The organism is Desulfosporosinus sp. BICA1-9 (assembly GCF_000802135.1).
On sequence record NZ_JUEE01000090.1, the window covers coordinates 17,057 to 31,567 of the forward strand.

12 protein-coding genes and 1 pseudogene are annotated in these 14,511 nt (G+C 39.5%); 3 read left to right on the forward strand and 10 right to left on the reverse strand.

What is annotated here, in order from left to right; translation table 11 throughout:
- Nucleotides 1–44: 44 nt before the first annotated feature.
- The 5 genes and pseudogenes from JL57_RS12250 to JL57_RS12265 form a co-directional block, all read right to left on the reverse strand.
- On the reverse strand, nt 45–1,397 hold the full coding sequence (locus JL57_RS12250) for an NADH:flavin oxidoreductase (protein ID WP_291300008.1): 1,353 nt from the start codon (nt 1,395–1,397) through the stop codon (nt 45–47).
- Between the two features lie 442 nt (nt 1,398–1,839).
- Nucleotides 1,840–2,292 carry a helix-turn-helix domain-containing protein gene (locus tag JL57_RS12255; protein WP_291300009.1) on the reverse strand — a complete coding sequence of 151 codons (453 nt, stop codon included), beginning with the start codon at nt 2,290–2,292 and terminating at the stop codon, nt 1,840–1,842.
- 354 nt (nt 2,293–2,646) lie between these two features.
- On the reverse strand, nt 2,647–3,273 hold the full coding sequence (locus tag JL57_RS36375; RefSeq protein WP_366557017.1) for a TerB family tellurite resistance protein: 627 nt from the start codon (nt 3,271–3,273) through the stop codon (nt 2,647–2,649).
- 222 nt (nt 3,274–3,495) lie between these two features.
- Nucleotides 3,496–4,077, reverse strand: a pseudogene (locus JL57_RS36380) (TerD family protein); the annotation flags it as partial.
- A gap of 163 nt (nt 4,078–4,240) precedes the next feature.
- On the reverse strand, nt 4,241–4,594 hold the full coding sequence (locus JL57_RS12265) for a cupin domain-containing protein (protein ID WP_034142335.1): 354 nt from the start codon (nt 4,592–4,594) through the stop codon (nt 4,241–4,243).
- 232 nt (nt 4,595–4,826) lie between these two features.
- Here JL57_RS12265 and JL57_RS12270 point away from each other — a divergent pair, with 232 nt between their 5' ends.
- Nucleotides 4,827–6,062 carry an aminopeptidase gene (locus JL57_RS12270; RefSeq protein WP_034142336.1) on the forward strand — a complete coding sequence of 412 codons (1,236 nt, stop codon included), beginning with the start codon at nt 4,827–4,829 and terminating at the stop codon, nt 6,060–6,062.
- A 147-nt stretch (nt 6,063–6,209) separates the two neighbouring features.
- Here the strand turns inward: JL57_RS12270 and JL57_RS12275 are convergent, their stop codons facing one another.
- The 3 genes from JL57_RS12275 to JL57_RS12285 all read right to left on the reverse strand — a co-directional run bounded on the left by JL57_RS12275 (nt 6,210) and on the right by JL57_RS12285 (nt 8,267).
- Nucleotides 6,210–6,821, reverse strand: a complete 612-nt coding sequence (locus JL57_RS12275; RefSeq protein WP_034142337.1) for a universal stress protein — start codon at nt 6,819–6,821, stop codon at nt 6,210–6,212.
- Between the two features lie 98 nt (nt 6,822–6,919).
- Nucleotides 6,920–8,020 (reverse strand): sulfite exporter TauE/SafE family protein, encoded by a 1,101-nt coding sequence (locus JL57_RS12280; RefSeq protein WP_034142338.1) that lies wholly within the window; start codon nt 8,018–8,020, stop codon nt 6,920–6,922.
- Nucleotides 8,021–8,036: 16 nt separating this feature from the next.
- Nucleotides 8,037–8,267, reverse strand: a complete 231-nt coding sequence (locus tag JL57_RS12285) for a hypothetical protein (protein WP_034142339.1) — start codon at nt 8,265–8,267, stop codon at nt 8,037–8,039.
- A gap of 348 nt (nt 8,268–8,615) precedes the next feature.
- Here JL57_RS12285 and JL57_RS12290 point away from each other — a divergent pair, with 348 nt between their 5' ends.
- Both JL57_RS12290 and JL57_RS12295 read left to right on the forward strand, forming a co-directional pair.
- Complete coding sequence (locus JL57_RS12290) at nt 8,616–10,127, forward strand: sensor histidine kinase (RefSeq protein ID WP_291300010.1); 1,512 nt, start codon at nt 8,616–8,618, stop codon at nt 10,125–10,127.
- 22 nt (nt 10,128–10,149) lie between these two features.
- On the forward strand, nt 10,150–11,493 hold the full coding sequence (locus JL57_RS12295; protein ID WP_034142340.1) for a sigma-54 dependent transcriptional regulator: 1,344 nt from the start codon (nt 10,150–10,152) through the stop codon (nt 11,491–11,493).
- 269 nt (nt 11,494–11,762) lie between these two features.
- Here the strand turns inward: JL57_RS12295 and JL57_RS12300 are convergent, their stop codons facing one another.
- Both JL57_RS12300 and JL57_RS12305 read right to left on the reverse strand, forming a co-directional pair.
- Entirely contained in the window at nt 11,763–12,305 is a 543-nt protein-coding gene (locus JL57_RS12300) for a universal stress protein (protein ID WP_034142341.1), read from the reverse strand.
- Nucleotides 12,306–12,446: 141 nt separating this feature from the next.
- Nucleotides 12,447–14,252, reverse strand: coding sequence for a SulP family inorganic anion transporter (locus JL57_RS12305; RefSeq protein WP_034142342.1), 1,806 nt, complete (start codon nt 14,250–14,252; stop codon nt 12,447–12,449).
- Nucleotides 14,253–14,511: the final 259 nt, after the last annotated feature.

The following is a 14,511-nucleotide window of genomic DNA, read 5'->3' on the forward strand; positions in this document are numbered from 1 at the left end:
TTAGAAAGTACCTTATAGAAACAGCCTCCCTCTCCTAGCATCAATTAACGGGGACCAGGACCACGGAAAACATACTGACTATCTTCCATATACGATAGTTCCTTCTTCCACCAAGGGCGATCCAAGGCCGGCATTCCTGCTCCTAAAGCCCGTGGCATCATAGGCTCATTCTTCGTGCGTGGACCAATCTTGTATTCATCCATTGCCCATTCCCTGCCAAGATTAGGGTTAAAAGGGCAGCGGGGGGGGACTCCGGCCAAGCATCTAGTAAGGCAAATATTGCAACGCTTGCAGCGAACAATGTCCTGAATACGATCCTCGGCAACTTTATTAACCCACTCCGGATCACAGAATAGCTGCCTTCCCATAGCTATTAAGTCTGCTTTACCCTCTACCAACATTGACTCAGCAAGTAACGGATCATGTATCGAAGTACAGATCACAGGGACCTTCAAAGCCCTTTTGAACTCGGCCGCTTGGTCCGGGAAATGCTCTGCACGGTTAGCTTCAGGAACCAAATGCCCAGCATCCTCATATCCGCCGCCATCAGAAAGACTGATGTAGTCTATTCCAAGGGCTTGCAGGTCTAGGGCAACGTCTATCATCTCCTCGCGAGTAAGACCTCCTTCTACGTGTTCCTCGGCACTTATGCGGCAACCAACCGCTACACCAGTACCCATGGCATAACGTACTTGTTCACTAACCTCGAGCAAAAAACGCTTACGGTTTCTCCAAGAACCGCCATACATATCGGTTCTCTTATTAGTCAAAGGCGAAAGAAACTGATGCTCCAGGTAACCATGAGGCCCATGAAGCTCTATTGCGTCAAAGCCAGCTATTCCGGCTAACTGACAACTATGAGCGAACTCTTTCTGTTCGCTTCTTATCTCATCAATTGTCATCTCCCGTGTATTCTGACCTATCAAATTCGCACGGGGACTTTCAAACTTTCGGCAACCTGCTGCAACCGCAACCGGCTGCATATCTAAAGACATTTCATAGGGAAGGCCTCCCGTAGCTGCTGGCGCAAGGTCATGGTGATCATTTGAATGACCTTGCCTGCCAAAGCCAATTGTCATCTGGGCAGCAATCTGAGCACCGAAATGATGAACCCGTTCGGTTAGTTGATGAAGTCCTTGAACATGGCCTAATTCATAAAGGTTAAGGTTACGCTGCCACACATATTTAGCCGCCAGCCTCGTCCCCATGATCGCACCTGTTGTAATAAGTCCGGTCCCACCCTTCGCTCTAGCGGCAAAGTAAGAATTCATCTCCTCCGTTGCCTGCCCTTGGTAGCCTGACATTGTCTCATTCATTGGGGCGAGAACTACACGATTTTTTAGTTCTACAGGACCAATTTTTAGAGGTGACATAAGATTTTTAAACTTATCTGACATTGAAATTCCACTCTCCTCAAAAATTAATTCAACTATTATTGTGTTGTTTTATTGTTTTTGTAAATCCACCACCTTAATTCATGCTTGAAAAGTCATTAAAGCAAGCACAAAAAATCCTCTAGTTTAACGTAGAAACATTGCAAGACCCGTGCCAATTCAGAAAGTTATGAAAATTCAAGGTTTTTTAGCAGTGCTCTATTATATGTGTAATAAAAAAGAAACACTTGATATTTAAAACTCAAGTGTTTGATAGAAAAAAGTTGATTCCATTGAATTTAATGATTAGCATACATTCGTAAGATGTGCCATTTCATCCCCTAACCTATTTGGAATATAGTAAGATCATTCAACTCCATGATTTAATAACCTCAATTTTACTAGTGTTAAACAAATGAGACACGTAATCTTGATACGTGTCTCATTTGTTTAACAATTTCGTATTTTATCCAAGTTCCTTTAGTTTACGGTAAAGTGTGGGGCGGGAAATACCAAGTTCTTTGGCCACCTGGGTCATATTACCTCCACATGTTTCAATGCACGCTTGAATCGCGTCATGTTCTAACGTCTTTCTATAATCTTTAAGTTTGCGAGCCTCTGGGGTATGAGGAAAGTCATCCGATAATTTAGCTAATCTTTCTGGGAATAAATGCGAACTTATTGTGTTTCCCTCTACTAAAGTCACAGCCCGTTCGATTATGTTCTGTAATTCGCGTACATTTCCTGGCCAATCATACAGTGCACAGTTTCTATATACATCCGGGGTAATAATCTCTATTTTCTTTTCCATTCGTTCTGACATTTTTTGGACAAAGTGAGCTATTAAAAGAGAGATATCCCCTTTTCTCTCTCGCAAGGGCGGTAGTTCAATGCTGACAACGTTGATGCGGTAGTACAAATCCGCTCGGAAATCTCCTTTTTTTACACCTTTGCCATGAATCTAAAACTTCTAACTGTAATTTCGTAGTATCAATATCCCCGCCATTGATGAACTTCTCCCAAATACTTTTCTCTTGGTCACTTTCCTTTAATAAGCCACAAAAACATGAATTCTTAAGTGTTGAAATCGTCTAATAAAATAGATAAGTCCGAATTTACAATACATGTGTTAATTCGGACTTATCTATTTTATTTCTTGTGACCAATTCCAAGGGTTTACAAGCAACTCCAATAATTAGTTTGCATAAGCACCACTATTCGGTGTGTATTTTCTACATTGTATCAACTATGCAACAACCTAAAATACAAACGCTTAGAATATAAACTCCCTGGGATCCAAGTGAACCTCGCGGCATATTTCCTCTACAGTCTGCTTTTCTACCGGAGCAAATTCCCCATCAGCAAAACCGATTGCACAGCACAAGCGTACCACCAAACGCGCAGCTTCTGGTTTACTCGCTAACTTACCAATTGTCCGCAATGCTTCCGCCTTACCTAGCATACGGTCATTCTGAATTCGCTGAACAAAGTAATTAAATCGGGAATCTACTTCATTAATATTAATCCCTTTCATTTCCTGACTAGTGCGGAAATAATCAATGAGCTTCTCCCTTTCCGAAGGGTCTATAAACCCGTCTGCTATAGCTACTAAAGCGCTACCAGCGACCAAGGCCTCTGTAAGGTCTTTCCCCATATACTTGTTCACAACACCACGGGCATTTTCGGCTTGCTTCTGTAGCCACTCTGCGGTATTCGTGTTACTTCCGGAATTCCAACGCTCTTTACAGCTCAGGCAAACAAATTCCACATTTTTACTGCCAATAAATCCAGCCAATAACCCGACTGGGCCTAACAAAATACCGCCGATTGCAGCTTTGCCAATGCCAAATCCTTTTTTACCGGCAGTCACCTGATTTGAATGGCAACGTGGGCAGGCCATACCAGCTTGATTCGCCGAATGACCACTATAATTCGATTGACCATAGGGCTGGGAATTAGTTTGAGTTTGTCCATAGGACTGTGAGTTATGATACTGATTTTGATTATGGTTTTGGGTACTACTGTAAGGCACAGCTGATGTACTCGTTGCAAAGTTCGTATTTCCTGTGTTTCCGTAACTATTACTCACCGATCTATTAGCGCTGGCTGAAGGTTGTTCTTCCTCTACCTCTAACCCGAAATTGCCACAGAGAGCAGCCAATCCGCCCTGGAACCCGCTCCCAATAGCGTTAAATTTCCATTCTCCAGAATGTCGATATATTTCTGCAGCGACAATAGCGGTTTCCACGGAAAATTCCTGCCCTAGCTCGTATTTAAGGAGTAATTCCTTCGTGCCACCGTTCAAAATACGCACATAAGCATTTTTGATATCTCCAAAACTCTGCCGTTTCATTTGAGCGTCATTAATGGTTATTGTAAAAGCAATCCGCTCGATATATGTAGGCACTGCCGTGAGATTTATATGAATCTGCTCGTCATCACCCTCGCCGGAGCCTTTCTTGTTATCCCCACTGTGCTTTACAGAACCTTGTCCACCTGAGGGATTGTTGTAAAAGACAAGATCGTTTTCATCTTTCACTTTACCGTTCGATCCCATTAAAAAAGCCGAGGCATCTAAGTCAAAGCTATAACTACTTGACGCTTGGTTCGAATCCCAGCCTAACCCAACGATAATTTCTTTCAAGTTCGGATTACTTTTCGTGAGGTCAATTTTCTGCCCTTTACTAAGTCTTACCGCCATTATTTAATCCTACCTTTCTAATAGTTCATACTCCTAAGCTCCGAACTGTAACGTCCAACAACTATTATCCCTATGACAAATTTTCTCAACAAGGGAATTATATCACCTATCTATAGATTTTCCAATAAATCCAAAGGACTTGAGAACAGCCAAGCTCTCAACCTTACTAATCGAATAAGATTAAGGCCAGAAATTCCAAGTCAAACGTTCCGGTATTTGTAATAGAGTGTTTTTCTCCATTTCTTGTAATGATCACATCTCCAGGTTTAACAACTTTTTGGTCTCCATTATCATTAACCAGACCTTCTCCACTTAGAATCACATAGGTTTCGGAATCTCCAACGTGTTCATGCAGACCAATGGATGTGCCAGGTTTTAAGACATTTTTAGCAAATAACCGACCTTTGCCTTTAAATTCGTCTTTTTCAACGTCCAGAAAGTGTGTCATCTGGATTACGCCTTTCCCCCCACGGAATTCAGAAACTGTATCTTTTCTCAAATCTTCCAAATGTTTTATCATTTTATTGCTCCTTCAGAATAAATTTTTATAAATTATATCATAATTTCTAATGAAAATATCTTAATATCTATATCTTCCCACATTGCCTTTCGGCCGATATGGCTAATTTTGTATCCACCCTGTATAATATGGTATAATTTCTCATCTTAGATACTCGATCTTAGTTAAATTAAAGTTAAAACGATTTACTCTTTGCTGGTTCAAGTATCCTTGAATATTGAAAGGAGCCTTTATGGATAACGATTTAATCAGAAAATATGCTCACCTTATTGTAAAAACAGGTTTAAACCTACAGCCTAAGCAAATGCTAGTCATTACTTCTCCGATCGAATGTGCGCCCTTTACACGTTTGGTTTCTCAAGTGGCTTATGAGGCTGGTGCACGAGACGTCGTGATCCAATGGAAAGATGAACTGTTTTCCAAAATTCGATTCTTACATGCTCCAGAAGAAGTTTTTGAAGAGTTCCCAGCTTGGCAGAAGGAATTTTATCTTTCTTATGTTCACCAAGGAGCAGCTTTCTTAAGCATCTCTGCTTCAGACCCTGAGCTTATGAAGGATGTCAACCCCGATAGAATGACTAAGGCTCAAAAAGCCAGCAGTACAGCTCTCAAAGACTATAGGGAACGGCTAATGAGCAATAAAAATGTTTGGTGCGTTGTTTCAATACCGACTGCAGCTTGGGCTATGAAAGTCTTTCCTCACCTTTCTGAAGAGAAGTCGATTGAGAAGCTATGGGAGGTCATCTTGAAAACGGTGCGCGTCGACACTCAAAATCCGGATACTTCTTGGCAGGAGCACAAAGCGAATCTTAAAACCAGACTAGACTTTTTGAATTCCTCTGCCTTAAAATCTCTTCACTATAAGAATTCACTGGGTACTGACTTGAGAATTAACCTCCCGGATAACTATACTTGGCTTGGGGGTTCGGAGTATACACCTGATGGATTAGAATTTATCGCTAATCTGCCCACTGAAGAGGTGTTTACATTACCTGAAAAAACAGGGGTTAATGGTATTGTTGTTTCTTCTATGCCCTTGAATTACAATGGAAACCTAATTGAACAATTTTCCTTAACCTTCAAGGACGGCAGAATTATTGACTTCAGTGCCCAGAAAGGATTCGAAACACTTAAGAACATTATTGAAACAGACGAGGGTTCACATTATCTCGGCGAGGTAGCTCTTGTTCCGTTTGATTCTCCGATTTCAAACTCAAAGATTTTGTTCTTTAATACCCTCTTTGATGAAAACGCGTCCTGCCATTTAGCGATTGGCAAAGCCTACCCTGTGTGTCTTGAAAATGGCGCAAATTTAACACCAAAAGAATTAGAGCAAGCGGGAGTCAATGATTCACTTGTGCACGTTGACTTTATGATTGGGACTAGCGATCTTGATATCATAGGGTTTACTGTTGATGAAGAAGAAGTCCCCATCTTTAAAGATGGTAACTTTGCCTTTAGAATTTAAAGTATATCCACTGATGGATATAAAGTAACCTGAAATAGCCAATTTGCATTCAGCAGTGCTACAGCGATGTGGCATAGGATTCTGTCTATAAAATAAAGTCCAGGAGAGGTTTTTTTCTCTCCTGGACTAATTTTTTTCCTATCTGGATTATATTGATTTTGCCAGATGTAAATGATCACTCCGTTCTTTGGTACGAGGGGATGAAGATTTCCCTGAAGAGGAGGAGCAAAAACCATCGACAAACTCTTGAGGAAGTTTCTTGATTAACAAAACTGGTATATCTGATTTATTGAGCACACTATGCGCTAAACTACCATATATTAAACCTTTTAGGCTAGTTAGCCCTCGTGTACCCATAATAATTAGTTCAAATCCTTTGTTGGTTGCATAATCGATAATCGCATCTACTGTATCGGGAATATTCGCATTGGCAAAGATAATCTGTTGATTGACATTATGCCCTCTCTCAGAAAATATTTGATTAGTCTTGGCTATAATTTCAGAATACTGGCTGCGTTTATCCACATCTACCTTTTCTAATAAGCTTTTTGCCCAATCCGAATTAAGATCAGTCGACCAGATTTCCATCAAATTATACTCTTCTTGTTTAGACCCTTCAACATTTTCTCGGACATGCAAGACGGTTAAAGACATGTTCGGTATCCTATTAAAGAGGTTGGCAGTATAAACTGCTGCGGAAAAGGAATGCCGTGAACCATCAAAATAAAGAAGCACCTTTAATAACTTACCATCTTCCATATTAACATCACCTCATTCTAGTTTAAGTAACTATACCATTCTTAGTTATAAATTAGTTTCCAATTGTAAGAAGCTCATAAGGAGTCTAAATAAATTCCTTATGCTGAATCTCGATTTGAATGTTCTTTAAGATGAATAGTATGAGTCTTCAACTTTTGGCCCTGTTTAAAACGCATAATATAACGGCAAATCATTATTACTCCAACTATAGCACCACCATACAAAGTAACCGTAGCAGCCAAATCAAGAACACGGGCAACTCCTGCAGAAAAATTAGCCATTTGAAGATCCACTAAATATTTGGGAATGGCGAAAGCCCTGCTTACAGCAGACATACCGATAACTACTGCCATTACAAATTTAATTTGCATTTCAGAAACCATTTTAGTAGCATTAGCCCCAATATGCAAGCCTAACAGTGAACCTAAGTAAAGTAGTAAGACCAAACGAATGTCCACAAAACCATTCAAGGCATAGTTAAAGGCTCCAAAGGCCCCTGAGAAAATTGCTAAGAATAATTCTGTCCCTGCAGCCACCATCGTAGGAATACCTAAGACATAAATCATGGCAGGAACTCCAATAAATCCGCCCACACCGACAGTACCTGCTAACCAACCGGTTGCCAATCCAATAATAGCAACGAACCATAAGGATACTCGAACATTAGCTACTTTAAAATGAATCATCGGCGGGATATTAATTTTAGCAAGTTTTTCAGCAAATCCCGTGGGTTTATTGGCTCCCTTTTTATGATTAGGATTAAATATATCTCTCAAAATAAAGAGGGAAAGACCCGATAAGAGTACAACAAATACCAAACTTATATACAGGTTAGAACCAGCCTTACCTAAAGTGTTAAATATATGCTCGTTAAGGAAGACTGCTAACTTAACGCCTATTAAAAGGAACGCAACCATGAAAATTCCCAACCGTGCATCCACATTTCCCATTTTGGAGTGCTTTCTTGCCCCAACCATTGCCTTGCCAAATTTGTGGGCCAGGTTTGAACTTACCGCAACGATGCCCGGAACCCCAAGGGCCATCATACCTGGGGTCATTATAAAGGCACCCCCGCTTCCAATAAAACCACTTAACATCCCCCCTAAAAATCCAAGTCCTGCCATAGAAAATGCTGCCTTCGGGGTGATATCTATGAATGTCATAACTTCTCCAATTAGACTTATCGTTTCGCCTGCCATTAATACGTCCCCCTTTCTAATGATCGCTATCTAAACCGAGTATACTTAAAACATTAGATACTGCAGTCCCATACAGAAATGCAATTGCAATTACGGTACCTAGAAGGCAGAAAGCAGGAATTACTGCTTTACTTAAGAAGAATTGATTCAACGGCTCAATATTAAAGAAAATTACCAAATAAGCACAAATAGATAAACCTAAGAATAGAATTGTTTTTGATAAGGTTGCTTTGGGTGCTCCACTCATATGCCATCTCTCCTTTGTTTGTTTGTTAAAAAAGGTGCTATAAAAGAGATATCTTCCCTCCTTTGTTTGTGATATAATTCTCTATATTAGATAGCAAATTCGATGCCAACTTTAATTACCTTAAAATTCGGGTTTTTCCAGTTCCGTAATAAAATAAGTGTATCAAATGCTACACTTCTCAGTTTTAAATATCTGTTGAAATACCTTATTTAGGCCGATTTATATCTTTACGCTTCCATTTTTAGAGTCTTCTAGGGAATTATGGCATATGTATCATTTCCTACAATAATCTGTAGTATATAATTCTATTGATCGATTATCATCCTCGCACTTAATGGAGGTGATTTGATGAGCTATAAGGATTTACTATTGTCGTTCAAGAGAAAAAGTCTTACCAATCAGTTAGTAATAATTTTTGCAGTTATCATGCTGGTACCATTATTGGCCTTGATGTATGATATCTTTTTCGCTTCACAGACGGATCGAGTTATCTTTTTAGACAAAGAGCAGAGACTGACAGCCCTCGTAAAAAGCACAAATCTAGAACTCTCGATAAAGCTAGATTCTTTAGGGATTGAGCCAGAACATATCTCATCAACCCTTCTGCACAATGAGTTTACTCAGGTTGTAGAACCCTACATACCGTCAAATTCAGGTATTCGCTTCGGTTTATATGTTCCCCTGACAGATAAGATTACGGTCTTAGGGTTCCTGCATAACTATCGTAATCTCTCACCAGAAGAAGAAACTCTGAGGGAGAGAGAGATATTTGACAATACTAAATCGGGTCTTGTAGCTGCTGAGATGGGCAATGAACCACTCTTTCGAATTTCTGGTTCTTTAGATGACCAAGTAGTTGAGTACATTTCACCTGTTGTAGTAAAAGGAAAAGTGGTAGCCGTTATGTGGGCGGGAGAAAGGCTTAACCCCTTTTTTTATCAAAGTAGTTTCTATCGAAAATTGCTGCGTTACTTCACCTTAGGCGTTCTGGCATTGGTTATGATTGCTACTTTAAGGACAATTAAGAATATCACCAGCGGAGTGGACAGATTAAAGCAGGGATTGCATCGTATGGAAAATGATATCCATCATTTGTTACCAGAAATGTCTGGAGAACTAGGTCAAGTAGCCCGAGCAGTGAACCGGATGGCCGTAAGCCTAACCCAAAAGGAAAAGTTGGAAGATCAACTTAGGCAATCTGAACATCTTATTGCCCTAGGTCGTTTAGTTACGGGGGTAGCGCACGAATTGCGTAACCCCATCGGGATTATCAAGACCTTAGTCGAACTTATGAAGCAGGAATACTCCCAAATGACTGGTATTGAAGAATTTACAAGAGCCATAGATGAGCAAGTGGAAAGACAGGATATGGTAATTCAAGAACTATTAGATTTCGGCCGTCCTACCAAAGTAGCGATTAAAGAATGTTCAATTAATGATTTAATAATGGGAGTCCTTTCCTTTTCAGCTGCGATGTTACGAAAACAAAAGGTAAAGGTTCAATTGCAGCTGGATAATAAACTCCCCAAAATCCTTGCTGATACCGAAAAACTTAAACAGGTATTTGTAAATATTATTGTCAATGCTGCTGAGGCTATGCCTGCAGGCGGTCTCCTAGAAATTACAACCAGCCAAACGGATGAGATGATCATTATCAATATGTCTGATACTGGCGAAGGTATCTCAGAAGAAGAAATGCTTAAAATATTTGACCCCTTCTATACAACCAAAGAAGCTGGTACTGGTCTAGGACTATCAATCTCTTATCAAAGTATAAAGTTACATGGCGGAATGATCGAAGTGGATAGCGTCCCTAATAAAGGAGCGGCTTTTATTATTAAGCTACCTATCATTTCATAATTTTCCTATGGGAGTGATAATCATGATACCAAGAATTCTGGTAATTGATGATGAAGAAAGAATGTGCTGGGCCCTAGAGAGGGCATTAAGTCACGAGGGATATCAAGTATCAACGGCAACAAGAGGTTTACAAGGTATTGAAATGGCCCTAGAAACTGAACCCTCGACGGTGATATTGGATTTAAAGATACCTGATATTGATGGCATTGAGGTACTAAGAAAACTAAAAAGTACTTACCCAAATATACCTGTCATTATGATTACTGCCCACGGATCCATCGAAACTGCGATTGAGGCCATGAAAATTGGAGCAACGGATTACATTACCAAGCCCTTTAAACTTGATGAATTAAAGCTTCAAGTTAAACAGGCCTTGCATTTGTCTAGCTTAGAGAACGAGCTTAATTTTTTGCGTCAAGAATTAGGTAAGAAATACGGTAAAATGATTGGACAAAGTGAGGCCATTAAAGAGGTTGCCCTCCTAATTCAGCAGGTTGCAAAAACAAATGCCACAGTTTTGATAACAGGAGAAAGTGGAACAGGTAAAGAAGTGGCTGCTGTTGAAATACATAAAGCCAGTAACCGTGCTTTTATGCCCTTTGTGGCGGTAAACTGTGCTGCACTTCCGGAACAATTATTGGAAAGCGAGCTATTTGGCCACGAAAAAGGTGCCTTTACTGGCGCTACCATTAAGAAGAAGGGCCGTTTTGAAATGGCTGATAAAGGCACTATTTTTTTGGATGAGATCGGAGATATGCCAATAAGCATGCAGGTGAAATTACTGCGGGTTCTGCAGGAAAGATGCTTTGAAAGAGTCGGGGGAACTCAAACCATCCAGGTCGATGTTCGGGTTATCGCCACCACTAATTCTGAGCTTTCCACAGCCATCTCTAACGGAACCTTCAGAGAGGACCTCTATTATCGCTTAAATGTCATGCATATTAAAATGCCACCCCTAAGATCACGAAAGGAAGATATTCCTTTGCTCGTGAATCATTTCCTGGGAAAATTCGATCCTTCTCATAGTAAAAAAATTTCTTCGGAGGCAATGAAAATTTTAACTCGCTACGACTGGCCCGGTAACATAAGAGAGCTTCAAAACGCAATTGAAAGACCCCTTATTGTTTGCCAGAGTAATGAGATTCAACCCATACACTTGCCTAAGGAATTATTAGATATCGTTGAGGAGACTTCGCCAATTATTAATCTTCCCGAGAGTGGCTTCTCCTTAGAAGAGTTGGAGAAACATCTTTTTATTAAGGCATTAGAAAAGCATAATTATAACCAGACCAAGGCCGCTAAATATCTTGGAATTTCTCGTCCAACCCTACTATATCGCATGAATAAACATGGCCTAAAATTATAGCTTAATTTGAAGATGTTTAGTCTAAAGTCAAATACCCTTGTGTCAATCCTCTTCCAGAGTGATACTTAGGTATTTGACTTTAGACTAATCCCATACCGATAACAGAGTTATGAATAGTCTCCCCTCTTGCTCTTGATGTATAGGACATCTACAATAAGGGATTTTTATTTCGATTACTATTGTGTCTTTACGCTGAGATGCCCCCATGGATAAATCCATGGGGCATCTCAGCGTAATTCAATGTTTTTCAGGTTAATTAGTGTTACAAATTAAGTTTCTGAGATATATTCATCAATAAATTCTTGAGGAAGCTTCTTAACTAATAAGACTGGTATTGGGGACCTATTCAGCACATTATGCGCCAAACAACCGAATATCAAGCCTTTTAGAGTTGTTAATCCTCTTGTACCCATAATAATTAATTGAAATCGTTTCTTCTCTGCATACTCAAGTAGCGCGTCTACCGAATCTGAGATACTCGGATTGCTATATATAACTTGGTGACCAACATCCTCAGATCGCTCTAGAAATAATTTGTTTGTTTTCGTAAGTATCTTCTCATATAATTTATTAGCTACCGGGTCGGATTCATCGATGACGCGTTTCATCCACTCTGTGGTAGGGCTAACTGGCCAAGTATCTTTCCAATTATATTCCACCCCCGTTGAGCCTTCATCGCTTTCTTGTACTTGCACGACAGTTAGCTGCATATTCGGCATGTTCTTAAGCAAATTAGCAGTGTAAACGGCTGCCGACAAAGCCTGTTGTGATCCATCTGAATAGAGAAGAACGTTAAACTTTGAATCTGACATGTCCAATACCCCCTCCCAAAATTACTTTACTTAAATAGTTGTAGAACTGTCGTAACAGCTTATGCTGTATATTGCAATATTTTAACACTTTTTTAAAAGATTATCACTACAATTCACTATTAAATTGTTCATAATCCCGTTTTATAATGAAGCGGAGTTCTTGTTCGTCGTACTATTACCTCCATTAAAATTGGTAACAGACTCAAGTAATGTACATGCAGCAGATTTTTCTCCGTTATCATCACAATTAAGGGCGGCTCTTGCCTTTTCTAAGGCATTGGTGGAAGAAGCGAAGATCTCATTTTCTGACATGAAAATATTCTCCTCACCAACATCTGCGATAACGTTGGAATTGGTAAGCAATGAGTTAAGTTCTGACTTCACACCACATATGATAACTATTCCCCCAGCTTCTTTTACAGTCCTGATAAAAATCTTAATTGAACTCAGGGCCGTTAAATCCATAGAAGCAACGTACTTCATTCTGAGGATGAACACTTTCGATTTATCCACTAAATCATCAAGCTTACTTTGTAGATCCTCGGAAGAACCAAAGTAAAGATTGCCTTCCAATTGGATAATTAAAATATCTACTTTTGACTTAACCGATTTGATCTCCTTCTCAATAATTTGAGAGGTATTCACCTGGGAGGGAATTAAGATTTTCATAGGAGCTTTATTAGTGTCTTTTAGATACAAAGCTATGGATAATGCTATCCCGGAGTATATTGCAAGATCAAGGTGCGGCATTAGGATTGTAGCAAAACAGGTTGCCCACATAGCGATGGAATCAGACTTAAATTTACCTGCTTTTACAATGTGCTTAATTTCTTTTTTATCAACCATGTTATAGGCAATGACTAGGATCACACCTGCTAAGGCAGGATTAGGAATAAATTTGGCAAAAGGTGCAAAAAACAATAGGACAAGGGCAACGATCACACCTGACAAGATTCCAGCGATTCTAGTAACTGCACCACTTTGATAATTGATGGCTGACCGTGTAAATGAACCAGAACCAGCAAAAGCTTGGAAGAATGAGCCACCTGCATTGGCAAGGCCCTGGGCAATAAATTCCTGATTAGCATCAATTTTTTGCCGTGAAGTAGTGGCAATTGATTTTGAGATTGCGATTGCTTCTACTAGTCCTATGATTGCAATAGCTAAAGCGCCTCCGAAAAGGTTCTGCATGGCAACAAAATCGAATTGTATCATTTTAAATGGTGGTAGTGAGGAAGGAATAAAACCCGTAAGTTTAACACCCTTCTGTTCCAGAGAAAAAGTGACGATTAGTAAGATTGTAACAATAATTCCAATTAAAGCACCAGGCAGACTCTTATTGATCTTCTTACAAACTATGATTATGGCCATAGTTATCAAGCCGATTCCGAGTGCGTAATAATTAGTTTCACTTAAATGGGTCATTACATAATAAAACTTCTGCATTGTGGACATATGCGAAGAATCTTTAATTGATATACTCAAAAGTGTACTCAGCTGGCCAAGCCCAATTAAGACTCCTGCACCAGCTGTAAAACCAATAACAACTGAATGCGATACAAAGTTAATTACTTTACCGAGCTTTATGACTCCAAAAAGGATTTGCAAAACACCCACCATAAAAGTCATCAGAAAAAGCATTTCATAGGCGTTATCTAGTCCCATATATTTACTCATGTTACCAGCAACGAGCAAAGCGATGGCATTAGTTGGACCAGCAATCGCGTGTTTCGAGCTTCCGAAGGCTGAGGCAATAATTGTGGATACGATTGCAGTATAGAGACCATAAACTGGATTAACACCCGCAATCAGTGCATAAGCCATAGACTGTGGAATAACTACTACAGCCACTGTCAATGCCGCAATTAAGTCTTTACTAAAATATTCCTTTTTATAGTTCCCCAAAGTCCCAATTAAAGGAATATATTTAAATCTTGTTAAGTACAATTGAACTCCACCTTTCTGAATGAATGGTTGCTACTAGAATTCCCTATGGCTAACATTAACATTGATCATATATATTTTCAATAATTCAATTTGAGTAGCTACTAAAGAAAGGATTAATATTCAGAGAACAGAATACCCATTCATCCAATATTCTCCTAAAGGTAAAGATTGATCCTTCCATCAAATGAAAGAAATTCTTTTCACTAATTATGCTATGATCTAAATTTCACTTCAGATCTTTAAATATCTACCTCTAGTG